General features: G+C 38.8%; 10 protein-coding genes. 8 read left to right on the top strand and 2 right to left on the bottom strand.

Annotation, left to right across the window (positions count from 1 at the left end):
- Positions 1 to 67 precede the first annotated feature (67 nt).
- Positions 68 to 1,081, bottom strand: coding sequence for an NAD(P)H-dependent glycerol-3-phosphate dehydrogenase (locus AC3B6Y_RS03455; protein WP_489791401.1), 1,014 nt, complete (start codon positions 1,079 to 1,081; stop codon positions 68 to 70).
- Positions 1,082 to 1,177: 96 nt separating this feature from the next.
- Entirely contained in the window at positions 1,178 to 2,065 is an 888-nt protein-coding gene (locus AC3B6Y_RS03450) for an AraC family transcriptional regulator (RefSeq protein WP_489756751.1), read from the bottom strand.
- Positions 2,066 to 2,223: 158 nt separating this feature from the next.
- Here AC3B6Y_RS03450 and AC3B6Y_RS03445 point away from each other — a divergent pair, with 158 nt between their 5' ends.
- The 8 genes from AC3B6Y_RS03445 (at position 2,224) to AC3B6Y_RS03410 (ending at position 14,730) form a co-directional block, all read left to right on the top strand.
- Complete coding sequence (locus AC3B6Y_RS03445) at positions 2,224 to 4,152, top strand: sugar MFS transporter (RefSeq protein ID WP_489791400.1); 1,929 nt, start codon at positions 2,224 to 2,226, stop codon at positions 4,150 to 4,152.
- 11 nt (positions 4,153 to 4,163) lie between these two features.
- Positions 4,164 to 6,368 (top strand): alpha-galactosidase, encoded by a 2,205-nt coding sequence (locus tag AC3B6Y_RS03440; RefSeq protein ID WP_489791399.1) that lies wholly within the window; start codon positions 4,164 to 4,166, stop codon positions 6,366 to 6,368.
- Between the two features lie 54 nt (positions 6,369 to 6,422).
- Positions 6,423 to 7,598, top strand: coding sequence for a galactokinase (locus AC3B6Y_RS03435; protein ID WP_489791397.1), 1,176 nt, complete (start codon positions 6,423 to 6,425; stop codon positions 7,596 to 7,598).
- A 5-nt stretch (positions 7,599 to 7,603) separates the two neighbouring features.
- Entirely contained in the window at positions 7,604 to 9,073 is a 1,470-nt protein-coding gene (locus AC3B6Y_RS03430) for a UDP-glucose--hexose-1-phosphate uridylyltransferase (protein ID WP_489791396.1), read from the top strand.
- A 231-nt stretch (positions 9,074 to 9,304) separates the two neighbouring features.
- Positions 9,305 to 10,489: a phosphoenolpyruvate hydrolase family protein gene (locus AC3B6Y_RS03425; RefSeq protein ID WP_489791394.1), complete on the top strand. Its 1,185-nt coding sequence runs from the start codon at positions 9,305 to 9,307 to the stop codon at positions 10,487 to 10,489.
- An 85-nt stretch (positions 10,490 to 10,574) separates the two neighbouring features.
- A complete protein-coding gene (locus tag AC3B6Y_RS03420; RefSeq protein WP_489791393.1) occupies positions 10,575 to 11,789 on the top strand; it encodes a Tm-1-like ATP-binding domain-containing protein in 1,215 nt (404 codons plus the stop codon).
- Position 11,790: 1 nt separating this feature from the next.
- The gene (locus tag AC3B6Y_RS03415; RefSeq protein WP_489756744.1) at positions 11,791 to 12,621 is read left to right on the top strand and encodes a phosphoenolpyruvate hydrolase family protein; all 831 of its coding nucleotides are present in this window, start codon (positions 11,791 to 11,793) and stop codon (positions 12,619 to 12,621) included.
- A gap of 162 nt (positions 12,622 to 12,783) precedes the next feature.
- Entirely contained in the window at positions 12,784 to 14,730 is a 1,947-nt protein-coding gene (locus AC3B6Y_RS03410; RefSeq protein WP_489791391.1) for a M13 family metallopeptidase, read from the top strand.
- The last annotated feature ends 124 nt before the right edge of the window (positions 14,731 to 14,854 follow it).

Genomic DNA, 14,854 nt, shown 5'->3' with positions numbered 1-14,854 from the left:
CTGGGATAAATATTAGTAGTTTGCATCTACTACTGATATTTGTTCCAGCTTTATGTTCAAAATATGATTAAATTTCTGCTTTGCCTTCACGTTGCATAAGTTTTTTAACTTCTGCTTTCACGTCGGCTTCTTGGTATAAAACGTGATAAATAGCTTCGGTGATTGGCATTTCGATTTGTTCTTGTTGCGCTAATTCATAAGCAGACTGGCAAGTTTTGACTCCTTCAACGACCATGCCCATATTATCAATCACGTCTTGTAATTTTTGACCTTGGCCTAATTGTTTACCAGCGCGCCAATTCCGAGAATGAACACTGGTACAAGTGACCACTAAATCACCCACGCCCGATAAACCGGTAAAGGTTAACGGGTTGGCGCCGAGCTTAACTCCGAGGCGTGAAATTTCCGCTAAGCCCCGGGTCATTAAAGCCGCCTTGGCATTATCGCCATAACCGAGTCCAACGAGGGCCCCGGTTCCTAAGGCAATGACATTTTTTAAAGCGGCGCCTAATTCCACGCCAATTACGTCTGAATTAGTATAAACACGAAAATAGTCGTTCATAAAAATCTGTTGGACTGTTTGGGCTGCGGCCAAATCAGAACTGGCTGCAGTAATTAAGGTGATGTCTTTTTTAGCAACTTCTTCAGCGTGACTTGGACCGGATAAAGCAACGATAGCTTGATAAAGATTGGTCGGTAACACGGCCTGTAAGATTTCTGAAATTCGTAAATGAGTTTGTTGTTCTAATCCTTTACTAGCATGCACAATAATCGGTGGTTGTGGCAAGGTTTGTAAAATAGGTTGAATTTGTTGCGCCACACCACGAATGGCAGGAGTCGGTACTGCAAATAAGACTATTTGTGCGCCTGTTAAAGCAGTTGTAAAGTCAGTGGTGGCAATTAACTCTTGCGGATAGTGATAATTTTGAATATAGTGCTCGTTGGTATGTTGTGTGTTTAACTCGTGAACTTGTTGGGCACTGCGTGTCCATAAATGAACATCATGACCGTTTTGAACTAGTACACTGGCTAGGATACTGCCCCAAGATCCAGCTCCTAAAACCGCAATTTTGCTTTTCATAACTTCACCCTTATCTTAATAATTTATCAATTCCATTATACTCTGGAATGAATTAGTTGTATTGAAAAATTCAGTAACTTGTCGTGAGAGTCGGTCTTAACGCCGTAATTGAAAATTCAGTTTTTTAGTCAAATCGTTTTTGATGGAATGACTGGTGGTTTCACGTTTTTGAAATTGTTTGGGGGTAATGGCGAAGAGTTTTTTAAAAGAGCGAATAAAAACATCCACATTGGAAAAGCCAACGACGTGGGCAACATCACTGATAGACATGGTAGTCATACTTAATAAATCTACCGCATATTCAATTCTTAAATGGTTCAAATAGTCGTGCGGCGTCATTTGTAAATCTTGTTTAAATAATTTGGAAACATAAACGCGATCAAAACCAATAGCCTGACACATGGTTTTGACCGTAATTGGTTCTTGAAAGTGTTGCGCTAAGTAATCGGTGGCTTTGATCGTACAGGGATGTAAGATGACGGCTTTGTCCGGTGTAATTACATCTGTTTGATAATGAGCTAACCCTGCTAATAATTGGTAAATAATCCCTGTCATGAATAGTTCATCGACCAAGTTTTTAGATTGGTGTTGTAGACATTGTTTGACGCAATCCACAAAAAAGTTTAATTGGCTGGTTTGAAAGACTAAGCGTTGGTTGGAAAAGCCCATTTTGTCTAAATAAAGATGGGCTTTACTACCTTGAAAACCAAAAAATAAATATTGCCACGGATTCTGGTGGTCCGCTTGGTAAGCAATGACTTGTTGTGGCGTTGATAAAAATCCATCACCAGCACTTAATTGCCAAATTTGTTGTTGCGTTTTGACAATCCCTTGTCCTTTCAAAATAATATGAATTAAATATTCATGGCGCATTGTCGGACCGTAATGATGATCGGCTAAATTAGTGGAAAAACCGGCGTGGGTTAAAAAGAGATTAGCATTAGGATCAGTGGTTTGGTTGAAAATATTGACGATTTTTTGCATGAAAAGCTCCTTATAACGGAATAAAAAACTACATTTAATCGATTTTAACACAATCAAGGCAATTTTAATTTGAAAAGGCTTCATTTACAATTAAATGTAAGCGATTCAAGGAAGCGCAAACATTTTACTTGAATGGCCATAAATACTGAGGTGAGAAAATGGCAAAATTAAAAACACGAGTTTCCTATATGCTGGGGACTTTTGGACATGACTTTTTTGCGGCAGCCATGTTGAATTATTTCATTATGTTTATTACCAATCATTTGTTTATTACCAATAATAATCATTTTAATAACCAAATGATTGGCTTAATTACAACCACGATGGTAGTGATTCGAATTGCTGAATTATTTATTGATCCGTTTATCGGTAATATGGTAGATAATACGCATACACGCTTTGGTAAATTTAAGCCATGGGTAATTACGGGAGCCATCGTGTCTGGTATTGCCTTAGCGGTGTTATATACCAGTTTAGGTAATCTAGCAACCAACAATCCGGGGTTATATATTGTTGCTTTTGCGGTCATCTACATTATCATGGATGTTTTTTATTCGTTTAAAGATATTGGTATTTGGTCCATGGTACCAGCGTTGACGCTAGATTCCAATGAACGAGATACTATCAGCACCTGGGGGCGTCTAGGTTCGACAATTGGCGGTAACTTAGTTACCTTAGCGGTAGTTCCGATCGCCCTCTTTTTCTCAGTCCATTATAATGGCGGTCAAGGTGATCGGCGGGGCTGGTTTGCTTTTGGAGTTGTCACTGCTTTGTTATCCATTCTGGGTGCATTAATTATTGGCATTGGTACTAAAGAGCAATCCACACCTTTACGTGAAAATAAGCAGAAAACCAGTACTAAAGATGTTTTTAAAATTCTTTTCCAAAATGATCAGTTAATGTGGACGGCAGTGGCTCACTTCTTCTTTGCGATGGGCTGGGATTTGGTGAATTCATTATTACTCTATTACTTTACCTTTATTTTAGGTAATTCTTCCAAATTTGCGATTTACGGTACGGTCAACTTTATTGTGGGGATGATTTCCGTTTCGCTGTTTCCAGCTTTGGCGCACCGTTTTCAAAGACGGAAGGTCTTTTTAATTGGAACACTGGTGATGATGCTGGGCATCTTCTTATTATTCTTTGCTAACTTTTCCACACCATTTGTGATCTTTTCGGCGGCACTAGCGGCTGCTCCACAACCATTATTGTTCTTGGTTATTATGTTGACAATGACTGATACGATTGAATATGGTCAGTTAAAATTACACCATCGTGATGAATCATTAGTCTTATCTGTTCGGCCGTTGGTGGATAAATTAGCTTCTGCGATTGTTAATGGTTTAGTTTCGATCATTGTTATCGCTACTCACATGTCAGGTAATGCCAAAGTTTCGAGTATTACCAGTGCGGATTCTTGGCAATTTAAATGTTATATGTTAGCAGTGCCACTATTGTTATTATGTTGTTCATTAGTAGTTTATTTACGCAAGGTTAAAATTACGGAAGCTAAACATGCACAAATTGTTAGTCAACTAGAAGCTAGTTGGGGTAGTGAATTTGCACAAACAACAACTAATGCACCAGAGAGCAACAATACGGATAGTAATGCCGCAGTTGCTGATGACGAACTAGTTTTGTTAGCTCCAGTGACTGGACAAGTACAAACCTTAGCACAAGTAGCCGATCCAACCTTTGCTGCCGGTAAAATGGGCCGCGGAGTCGGCATCATGCCGCAAACGAACCAAATTGTTGCCCCTATTAGTGGGACAGTGCAACTTTTATTACCAAGTAAACATGCAATTGGTCTGTTGGCAGATAATGGATTAATGGTCCTGATTCATGTCGGTATTGATACGGTGCAGTTACGTGGCCAAGGCTTTAATTTGTTGGTCGATCGAGGGCAAGAAGTCCAGTCTGGTGATGTTTTACTAGAATTTGATCCGCAAGTGATTCAAGCTGCTGATTTGTCAGATGAAGTATTACTGACTATTTTAAACGCTAATGAATTAACTAAATTCGAATTATTAACGCAGCCAGAGCAAAACATTACAGCACAACAACCGTTACTGAAAGTACAAAAATAAGGAGTAAAATTATGGCGATTATTATTGATGAAGCAAAAAAAACCTTTCATTTACAAACAAACCATGCCAGTTATTTATTTCAAGTTTTGCCCACTGGTGATTTACAACAGTTATATTATGGAGCTCGCTTAAGTGAGCCTATTAATCTTGCTAATTTAACACAAGTAGCTGGACAAGATGCCACTCCAGCGCAAGAGGTTGATGGTCAAGAATTTCAATGGGACGTAATCAATCAGGAGTATAGTAGTTTTGGCCACGGCGATTTTCGACCAAGTGCTTACCAAGTTACTTCACCGGCGGGGGATCGCATTAGTGAATTTCAATATCAAAAATATCAATTATCTAATGGAAAACAACGCCTAGCACATTTACCGTCCACATTTGATGATAATCAAGATCAAAGTCAAACATTAACCATTTTTTTACATGATCAGTTGGCAAATTTAGAATTGCAATTAAATTACACAATTTTTCCAGCTCAAGATGTTATTGTCCGCAGTGCTCGTTTTGAAAATTTAAGTACCCAAGCAGTACAATTACCTCGGGCTTTAAGTTTACAGTTAGACTTGCCAGATAGTGATTATGACTTCTTACAATTTGCAGGTTCCTGGGCCCGTGAGCGCCATTTAAGTCGTAATCATCTACATGACGGTGTGCAAAGTATTAGTAGTTTACGCACGGCTTCAAGTCATCAACATAATCCGTTCTTTATTCTAGCGCGGCCAACAACAACGAATTTGACTGGTGAGGCTATGGGCTTTAACTTTGTTTATTCTGGCAACTTCTTGGATAGTGTGGAAGTAGATCAGTATCAACAAGCACGAGTTTTAGTAGGGATTAACCCGGACGAGTTTTGTTGGCAATTAAAGCCCCAAACCAGTTTTCAAACGCCCGAAGCGATTTTGAGCTATACTACGGCAGGATTAAATCAATTGAGTCAGCAACTGAGTGATTTTTACCAGAAGCACCTCATAGCGCCCCAATTTGCACAGCAAGAACGCCCAATTTTAATTAATAATTGGGAAGCCACGTATTTTGATTTTGACGAAACTAAGTTGTTACATTTGGCTGATCAAGCAAAAGATTTGGGGATTGAATTATTTGTCTTAGATGATGGTTGGTTTGGCAAGCGGGATGATGATACTACTTCTTTAGGTGATTGGGTGAGCGATCGCCGTAAGTTGCCACAGGGAGTAGCCCATTTAGCGCAAGAGATTCACCACAAAGGATTAAAATTTGGTTTATGGTTTGAACCCGAAATGATTTCTTTAGAAAGCCAATTATATCAACAACACCCCGATTGGGTTCTCCATGTTCCGGGACGTAAGGCAACGCCAGGACGGCACCAGTATGTTTTAGACTTAGCGCGCCCAGAAGTCATAGATTATTTAGCACAAGCTTTGAGTGAGATTATTGCCCAAACGCAGTTAGATTATGTGAAATGGGATATGAATCGCTATATTACTGAAATGTACAGTGCAGCTTTTGCCCCCGAGCAGCAGCAAGAGTTAGCACACCGTTATATTTTAGGTGTTTACCAATTGTATGAGCGGTTAACAACCAAGTTTCCGAAGGTGTTGTTTGAATCTTGCGCTTCCGGAGGCGGGCGTTTTGACTTAGGACTGATGTATTATGCGCCACAAGCTTGGACTAGTGATGATACTGATGCCGTGGAGCGCTTATTGATTCAATACGGAACGTCGTTTGGTTATTCTTTGTCGATGATGGGAGCACATGTTTCAGCGAGCCCCAATGAACAATTGGGACGCAAGACGTCCTTAAATACTCGCGGGGCGGTGGCCTACTTTGGCGATTTAGGTTATGAATTAGATATAACGCAATTAACGCCTGATCAATTAGCTCAGATTAAACACCAAATTCAGTTTTATAAACGTTATCGGAAGATCTTTCAATTTGGGAATTTTTATCGTTTACAAAGTCCGCTGGCAGGCAACCATAATGAGTTAAGTTGGGGTGTCGTTAATGCTGAACAAACAGTGGCCATCGTAGCGCATTATCAATTACTCAATCAGCCCCAATGTTTGAATTCACGGTTGAAATTGCAGGGCTTAGATCCTAAGAAGCAGTACCAGATTAATGGACAACCAGCTGCTTATTCAGGCAGTCAGTTAATGAATGCGGGTTATGTTTTGCCCAAGTTAACGAAGCAAGAAGCTGATTTTCAAGCACAATTATTGGTAATTAAAGCAATTTAAATTGAAGATTATTCATATCTTGTTGCAACCTTGTTTAATAAAGAAGGAAATTTTATGACCATTACCCCAGCAACTTTAACGAACGCTTTTGTACAACAATTTGCACAGCAACCCACGAACTTTTATTTTGCACCGGGACGGATCAATTTAATTGGTGAACATCTGGACTATAATGGCGGGATGGTCTTACCTTGTGCAATTAGTCTAGGAACCTATGCGGCTATCAGACCACGAACCGATCAAAAGTGGCGACTTTACTCCGAAAACTTTGCCACAAGTGGTATCTGTGAAATTGATTTGGCTAATTTACATTTATTTAAGGATAATACGTGGCTGAATTATGTTGTGGGAACATTAGAATTATTACTACGGCAAAAGTTTCAGTTAACACATGGATTTGACATTTTGATTCAGGGGGATTTGCCTAATAGTGCAGGCTTATCTTCATCAGCTTCTTTAGAGTTATTGCTAGGGATTATTTGTCAAAGCCAGTTTAATCTGTCGATTTCTTTACAACAATTGGCTTTGAATGGACAGCAGGTAGAAAATGCCTTTATTGGAGTCAATTCGGGAATTATGGATCAGTACGCGGTGGCGTTAGGACGAAAGCAGCAGGCTATTTTATTAGATACGAAGACGTTAACTTATCAATATGTACCGGTGAACTTGGGCGACTATCAAATTGTGATTATGAATTCCAATCAACCGCGAGCTTTAGCTGGTTCAAAATATAATGAACGGCGAAATGCTTGTGAAACTGCGTTAAATTTGTTGCAAACCAAATTAGCAATTCAAACTTTGTGTGAGGTTACGCCGCAGCAATTAGATGAATATAGCTATTTGTTGGTGGATGCAGACGTTTTGAGTAAAACCCGCCATGTCGTTTGGGAGAATCAACGCACTTTACGGGCACAAACTGCCTTGAAACAACAAGATCTAACGACATTTGGTCATTTGTTAAACGCGTCGCATGTTTCCTTGGAACAAGATTTTGCTGTTAGTGGCATGGCGTTAGATACTTTAGTACATGCCGCTTGGCAATTTGGCGCCTTAGGAGCTCGGATGACGGGGGCAGGCTTTGGTGGGTGCGCGATTGCGATTGTGCAAAAGGAACAAACGACAGCATTTATTCAACAGGTAGGGCAAACTTACCAACAAGCAATGCACCAAACAGCGGATTTTTATGTAGCAGAAATTGCTGATGGACCACATGAGATTAAGGAAGGTTGAACTGAATGGCAACTTTGATTGAAGTGTACGCTGACCGAATTATTCAAACACAGCAAACTTACCAACCGCTAGATCGACGTTATTTAATTAATTTGATTTTGCAAAAGGTTGGTTCTACGCCGCAAGGCTCAGCGCTGCAAGGGTCTTTATTGGAATTAGCACAACAATTAGTTATTTGTGCGCAAAATAATCAGCGAATAACTAAACCGTGGCAATCAGCACAGCTGTTAGCGGAATTAACAGATTTGTATACGCCAACTCCGAGCCGAATTAATCAAACATTTTGGAATCAATATCAATTAAGTCCACAACAAGCAACCACAAACTTTTATCATTTATGTCAATCTAATGGGTATGTTCAAGAAGCCGCAATTAAAAAGAATATTGCCTTTCAAACGCCGAGCCCATATGGTGATTTGGAAATTACGATTAATCTTTCGAAACCAGAAAAAGATCCTAAGCAAATTGCCAAGGCCAAAAAACAAGTTAGTGGCTATCCTCATGATGCTCTTAGTTTTGAAAATGAAGGCTATTTGGGAAGTGAGCAGCAAGCACCGCGTCGCAATCATCGCTTAATTCGGCTGAGTTTAGGTGGTGAAATGTGGGGCTTGCAGTATTCACCGTATGCTTATTTTGAGCAACATTGTATTGTGTTATCACAAGCGGAGCGGCTGATGAAAATTGACGCAACCACTTTTAGTAATTTATTAGCAGCTGTTAAAATTTTGCCACACTATTTTTTTGGCAGTAACGCTGATTTACCGATTGTTGGCGGCTCGATCTTAGGCCATGATCATTATCAAGGTGGTCTGCATCAGTTTGCAATGCAAAAAGCGCCGATACAAACTGTTATTTCGTTAAAAGATTTTACTGATGTGACGGCTGGTATTGTGAAGTGGCCGGTAGCCACTATTCGCTTGCAAGGCACTAATCAGCAACGCCTAGTCGCTGCGGCTACGCGAATTTTACGAGTTTGGCAACAATATTCTGATGAAACAGTCGCAGTGTTAGCACAAACTGCAGGGCAAAATCACCATACAATTACGCCTATTGCTTATCAAAAGCAGGGGCAATACGTGTTGGATTTAGCATTGCGCGATAATCGCACTTCAATTCAATATCCGGATGGTATTTTTCATCCACATCAAAATTTGCATCATATTAAACGAGAAAATATTGGTTTAATTGAAGTGATGGGCTTAGCCATTTTGCCGCCGCGCTTAGTTCCTGAATTACAAGAAGTAACTAAATTTTTATTACAACAACCAAACCAAATGGCTGATTATCATCGACCTTGGGCGCAAATGATGCAACAGAAGTATCCAGAGATTGATACACATAATGTTCAACAAATTTTGCAACAAGAATTAGGCTTGGTGTTTCAACAAGTCTTGGCAGATGTCGGTGTGTTTAAACAAGATAACAAGGGTCAAGCTGCTTTTCAACGGTTTATTCAAGCTGTTAATCAGTCTTAAATTAAATTGGCCAAAAGTTGCTGAAAAGTTCAACCAAAATATCTGACTTTTAAAGCACAAAAAATGTTCGTATTAAATGCGAACATTTTTTTGTTCTATACTTTTTGTGTGGAGTCACATCCAAATGACATATTTAATGTTACTAGATTATTGGACAAACCAGTGTCTTTTTAATTATTGTTGAAAATAGTAAGATTTGGTTAAAAGTAAATCTTTATCAGAGGTCAATTTATGGTTAATCAATTAAAAAGTTTATTGAAAAGACAATTAAAATTAAAGCATCCGCTCTTAAGTATTAGTACTACCACAGGGATGAGTGCATTACGTGCCTTAAATGCCGGAGCAGACTTTATTATGGTTTTGAATTCTGGTAAGTTCCGCCAAATGGGACGCTCATCTTTAGGGGCATATTTACCTTTTACTAACAGTAATCGTCAGATTTTTGATATCACTAAGCAAGAAATATTGCCACTTATTAATGATTTTCCTTGCGTGATTGGTATTAATGCTACCGATCCTTACCTAAGTGTGTCGAATCTTATCAACTTTTTAAAGCAGTATCACATTTCCGGTGTAGTAAATTATCCTACGGTTAGTTTGTTAGATGGTCAATTTAGAGAAGCCTTGAGTGAAGCCAATATTAAGTATGATCAAGAAATTGAGTTGTTAGAAACGCTACATAAGCAGGGTGTTTTTACGGTAGCTTTTGTTACCAATGAAAAGGAAGCGCTAGCAGCTAATCAAGTTGGAGTGGATGTCATTTGCATTCACCTGGGGTTAACAGAAGGTGGTGTACTGGGTGCACGTAGAATGGCTACTTTTGAATCAATTATTGATAAAGTTAAAAATATTTGTGAAGCTTTGAACCAAACCTCTTGTCAAAGTATCTTGATGTTGTACGGAGGTGTTATCAATGATTTAACAGAAGTTCGTTATATCTATAATCTTTTGCCGACTATTAGTGGCTATATTGGTGGTTCTACTTTTGAACGTATTATTCAGGAACAGACAATTGCCAAACAAGTTCATGATTTTAAAACCGCTGATCATACACCAGATGATTCTTTGACTATAAAGACTTTAAGTGATGATTGCCTCCATTATCAACCAATTCAATTTATTGAAAATTATATTCAAAATAACTATTCAAGACCTATTCGCTTAGCAGATTTAGCACAGATTTTACATTTATCACCTACTTATCTAAGCACGATGTTTAAGAAACAAACTAATAAATCATTTACAGAATATCTGGTCCGTTTTCGTCTTAATAAAGCAGTAGAATTGATGAAACATCAAGAGCAATCACTTAGTAAAATTGCGGAATTAGTTGGTTATTATGATTATGCACAGTTTAATAAAATTTTTAAAAAGTATTTTGGTCAAGCCCCTAGTGTTTATTTAAAACACATATAATCACTAGTAGCGTGAACAATATTACCTGTTTTTGTAACCGCTTTTGACATAATATGAATTTATAAAGTTGAAGGGAGGTTAATTAATGAGCACAATTGCTTTAGTAGGGACTTTAGATACCAAAGGTCAAGAGTATGGCTATGTTCGTCAGATACTGGAACAGTTGGGAAACGAAGTAATTATGATCAATGCAGGTGTTTTTGAACCAACGGTACCAGTGAATATTGATGATGATCAAATAGCTAATGTTGAAGAATTAACCATGGATGATATTCGCAGTAATTATACACGTGGTGAAGCTAATGCTATCTTGGGCCATGGGTTAAGAATACTATTGCCAAGGTTATATCGAGAAGGTAAATTTCAAGGAATTTTATCACTAGGAGGTTCAGGCGGAACTGCTTTGGTTACTCCAGCGATGCGGACATTACCTTTGGGTGTGCCTAAAGTCATGGTTTCGACGATGGCTTCAGGTAATACTAGTGACTATGTAGGAACCAGTGACATTTTAATGATGCCATCAATCGTTGATGTTTCCGGTATCAATAAAATCTCACGGAAAGTATTCGAAAATGCTGCCAAAGCTGTTTCGGGAATGGTTAATTTGAAAGTTCATACTGAAAGTGATGACAAGGCATTAATTGGAGCTACCATGTTTGGAGTGACTACTCCGGCAGTGGATCATGTGCGTCAATTATTGACACAGCAAAACTTAGAAACTTTGGTTTTTCATGCTACAGGAACTGGTGGTAAAACGATGGAATCTTTAATTTCCCAAAATTATTTTGAGGGCATTATAGATTTAACTACTACAGAAATTGCTGATGAACTTTGTGGCGGTGTCCTGACAGCTGGACCTACACGATTAGAAGCGGGGATTATATCCAAAATTCCTGAAGTAATTGCTCCAGGAGCTTTAGACATGGTTAATTTTGGAACATTTGATAGTGTTCCTGATAAGTATCGACAGCGCAATTTAGTTAAGCATAATCCGACTGTAACCTTAATGCGGACAACGCCAGCTGAAAATAAAATGTTTGCCGAATATATTAGTGATAAATTAAATCAGGCACAATCACCTGTTACGTTTATGATTCCTTTAAAAGGATTTTCAGAGTTGGATGCTATAGGTGGTCCATTTTATGATCCTGATGCTGATCAAGCATTTGTTACTACATTAAAATCTCGCTTGTATAATCAGTTAGTTACAGTTAAAGAATTACCCTATAACATAAATGATCCACAATTTACCTCTAATTGTGTGACGGAATTAAATTATTTGATGAAAGGAAATGATTAGATTGGATAATAGAAGCAGAAGTCAAATTATTGCAGATTTTAAACAAAAACGCCAAACAGGTGAAGTGTTAGTTGGGGTTGGTGCAGGAACCGGTATTACTGCTAAAAGTAGTGAAGCTGGTGGTGCAGATATGTTAATTATTTATAATTCTGGTCGTTATCGAATGGCTGGTCGTGGTTCTTTAGCCGGTCTATTGTCTTATGGTGACGCTAATCAGATTGTAGTTGAGATGGGCCAAGAAGTGCTACCAATTGTTAAGCATACTCCTGTTTTAGCGGGCGTTTGTGGAACTGATCCGTTTAGAGTAATGGATATTTATTTAAAGCAATTAAAGGATCAAGGGTTTAATGGTGTTCAAAACTTTCCAACGGTTGGTTTGATTGATGGTGTATTTCGTCAAAACTTGGAAGAAACAGGTATGGGTTATGATCTAGAAGTAGACATGATTCATAAGGCTCATGAATTAGGAATGCTAACAACACCTTATGTTTTTGATACTGATCAGGCAACGAAAATGGCTGAAGCGGGTGCTGATATCTTGGTTGCGCATATGGGGTTAACTACCAAAGGTGCCATTGGGGCACAGACCGCTTTAACTTTGGATGAATGCGTTGAAAAAGTACAGGCAATTTTGGATGCTGGACGTAAAGTCAACCCAGATATTATGGTAATTTGTCATGGTGGTCCAATTGCTGAACCTGAAGATGCAGCTTATGTTATTGAACGTGTTAACGGAATTGACGGATTCTTTGGTGCTTCCAGCATTGAACGTTTAGCAGCAGAAAAGAGTATTAAAGAACAAACAGAAAAGTTTGAAGCAATTCGCAAATAATAGTATCCATTTATATTTTAATTAAATTCAAATAGCCCCTAGATGCGATTAGATCTAGGAGCTTTTTTATTGCATTATTATAATGTTGTTTGTAAATATTATCGTCCGCCACTTGATTGTGATAGAATTTGAACTATTAATAAAGTTATAGGAGGCAACGATATGAGTTCAACAATCCAACAAGTAGTTGGTGGTCAAGGCGATACGACTAAAGGTGCAACTGCGACCCCGCAAGATAATTTGTATTTAGCGGTCAATGGTGAATGGCTAAAGACTGCCAAAATTCCTGCTGACAAGTCGCGTGTCGGTGGTTTTTCGGATTTGGATTTAGGTATTGAACAACAGTTAATGCAAGATTTGGCAGATTTTGCGGCGGGTACTAAAGAAATTACTAATCCGTTACTGGCGCAGGCTGTTAAATTTTATCAAGTAGCTGCTGATATGGAGCGCCGCAATCAAGAGGGATTTCAGCCTGCCCAAGCTGGTTATGAGCAAATCAAGCAAGTTACTAGTTTGGCCGATTGGGTTAAGCAATTGCCAGCATGGCTAGCAGCAGGATATCCATTGCCTTTTAGTGTTTATGTGACGGCAGATATGAAGGATACCAGTAAAAATGTTGTCGATTTTTCTGCGCCGGGTTTGATCTTGCCGGATACGACTTATTATGAAGATAATCCGAGTGGTCAAAAATTGTTAGCAGTTTATCAACAAACAGCAACACAATTACTACAAGCCATTGGAGAAACTGCCGCCAATGCTAACCAGATTGCCCAACAAGCCGTGGCGTTTGATCAGTCATTAGCTAAAGTAGTGAAAAGTGCTGAAGAAAAAGCCGATTATGTCAAAGACTATAACCCAACAGCCTTAAGTGATTTGACTAAATTAGGCGGCGTCGTTGATTTTCAGAGCTTGATCGAAGGAGCAGTCGAAGACAACGTAGCCACTGTCAATGTCAGTGAACCGCGTTTTTATAAATACTTTACAGAGATTGTTAATGCAGCTACTTTTGATAACTTAAAGAGCTGGACGTTAGTTAATTATGTTATGGGTGCGGGTGCTTATTTAAGTCAGGATTTACGCGAAATTGCCGGACAGTTCAGTTTGGCTTTGAGCGGTAATCAAGAATTACAGGCACCATTAAAGCAAGCTTATCATTTAGCAGGCTCATATTTTGATGAAGTCATTGGCCAGTATTATGGGCAAACTTATTTTGGTGAGCAAGCCAAAGCGGATGTTGAGCAAATGGTCCGTAAAATGATTGCAATTTATGAACAGCGGATTCAGCAGAATGATTGGCTAAGCTTTCAAACCAAACAACAAGCTGTTGTGAAGTTAGATAAGATGGTGCTCAAAATAGGCTATCCTGAAAAAGTTAATGCTGTTTTCCAAAAGATAACTGTTGATCCAAAGGAATCTTTATGGGCTAATATTCAAGCCATTACTGAAGTTTTGATTGCTGACAATTTTGCTAAATTTAAACTACCAGTGGATCGGGGCGAATGGGCAATGCCGGGGCATTTGGTTAATGCTTGTTATGACCCCTCTCGTAATGATATTACGTTCCCCGCCGGAATTTTACAGGCGCCATTTTACAGTTTAGAGCAATCTAGCAGTGCTAATTACGGTGGCATTGGAGCCGTGATCGCTCATGAAATTTCGCATGGTTTTGATAATAACGGTGCTCAATTTGATGAATATGGAAACCTGCATGACTGGTGGACTAAAGAAGATTATGCGAAATTTAAAGAATTAACGCAAAAGATGATTCATGAATTTGATGGGATTGATTTTGCGGATGGCAAAGTCAATGGAAAATTGGTTGTGAGTGAAAATGTGGCAGATGCTGGTGGTTTAAGCTGTGCTTTAGAGGCCACTAAGTCTGAAGCGGATGCTGATTTAAAAGAATTCTTTATGAATTGGGCGCGCGTTTGGCGGACCAAATCCACACCACAATTGATGGAAATGTTTTTGAGTATGGATGTGCATGCGCCAGCTCCTTTACGGGCCAATGTCCAAGCCCAAAACATGGACGAGTTTTATACTACGTTTAATGTTGGCGAACATGATGGTATGTGGTTAGAACCAGAAAAGCGGGTCAATATTTGGTAGTTAATCAAATCAGAAAGTTGGTAAACAAGCAATTTCATTGCCTGTTGCCAGCTTTTTTTAATTGTTCAAATTTTGCTTAATTAAAAATTTGTTTGCCGTCATTTGGTAGCAATTTCAAACTAAA

It is taken from the genome of Bombilactobacillus sp. ESL1092 (genome assembly GCF_058107465.1).
Note: the sequence above shows the minus strand (reverse complement) of the source record. Positions and strands in the feature narration are given on the sequence as shown.

Coding starts and splice junctions, on each gene's coding strand:
- AC3B6Y_RS03455 (WP_489791401.1), bottom strand. CDS start 1,081: ATGAAAAGCAAAATTGCGGTTTTAGGAGCTGGATCTTGGGGCAGTATC.
- AC3B6Y_RS03450 (WP_489756751.1), bottom strand. CDS start 2,065: ATGCAAAAAATCGTCAATATTTTCAACCAAACCACTGATCCTAATGCT.
- AC3B6Y_RS03445 (WP_489791400.1), top strand. CDS start 2,224: ATGGCAAAATTAAAAACACGAGTTTCCTATATGCTGGGGACTTTTGGA.
- AC3B6Y_RS03440 (WP_489791399.1), top strand. CDS start 4,164: ATGGCGATTATTATTGATGAAGCAAAAAAAACCTTTCATTTACAAACA.
- AC3B6Y_RS03435 (WP_489791397.1), top strand. CDS start 6,423: ATGACCATTACCCCAGCAACTTTAACGAACGCTTTTGTACAACAATTT.
- AC3B6Y_RS03430 (WP_489791396.1), top strand. CDS start 7,604: ATGGCAACTTTGATTGAAGTGTACGCTGACCGAATTATTCAAACACAG.
- AC3B6Y_RS03425 (WP_489791394.1), top strand. CDS start 9,305: ATGGTTAATCAATTAAAAAGTTTATTGAAAAGACAATTAAAATTAAAG.
- AC3B6Y_RS03420 (WP_489791393.1), top strand. CDS start 10,575: ATGAGCACAATTGCTTTAGTAGGGACTTTAGATACCAAAGGTCAAGAG.
- AC3B6Y_RS03410 (WP_489791391.1), top strand. CDS start 12,784: ATGAGTTCAACAATCCAACAAGTAGTTGGTGGTCAAGGCGATACGACT.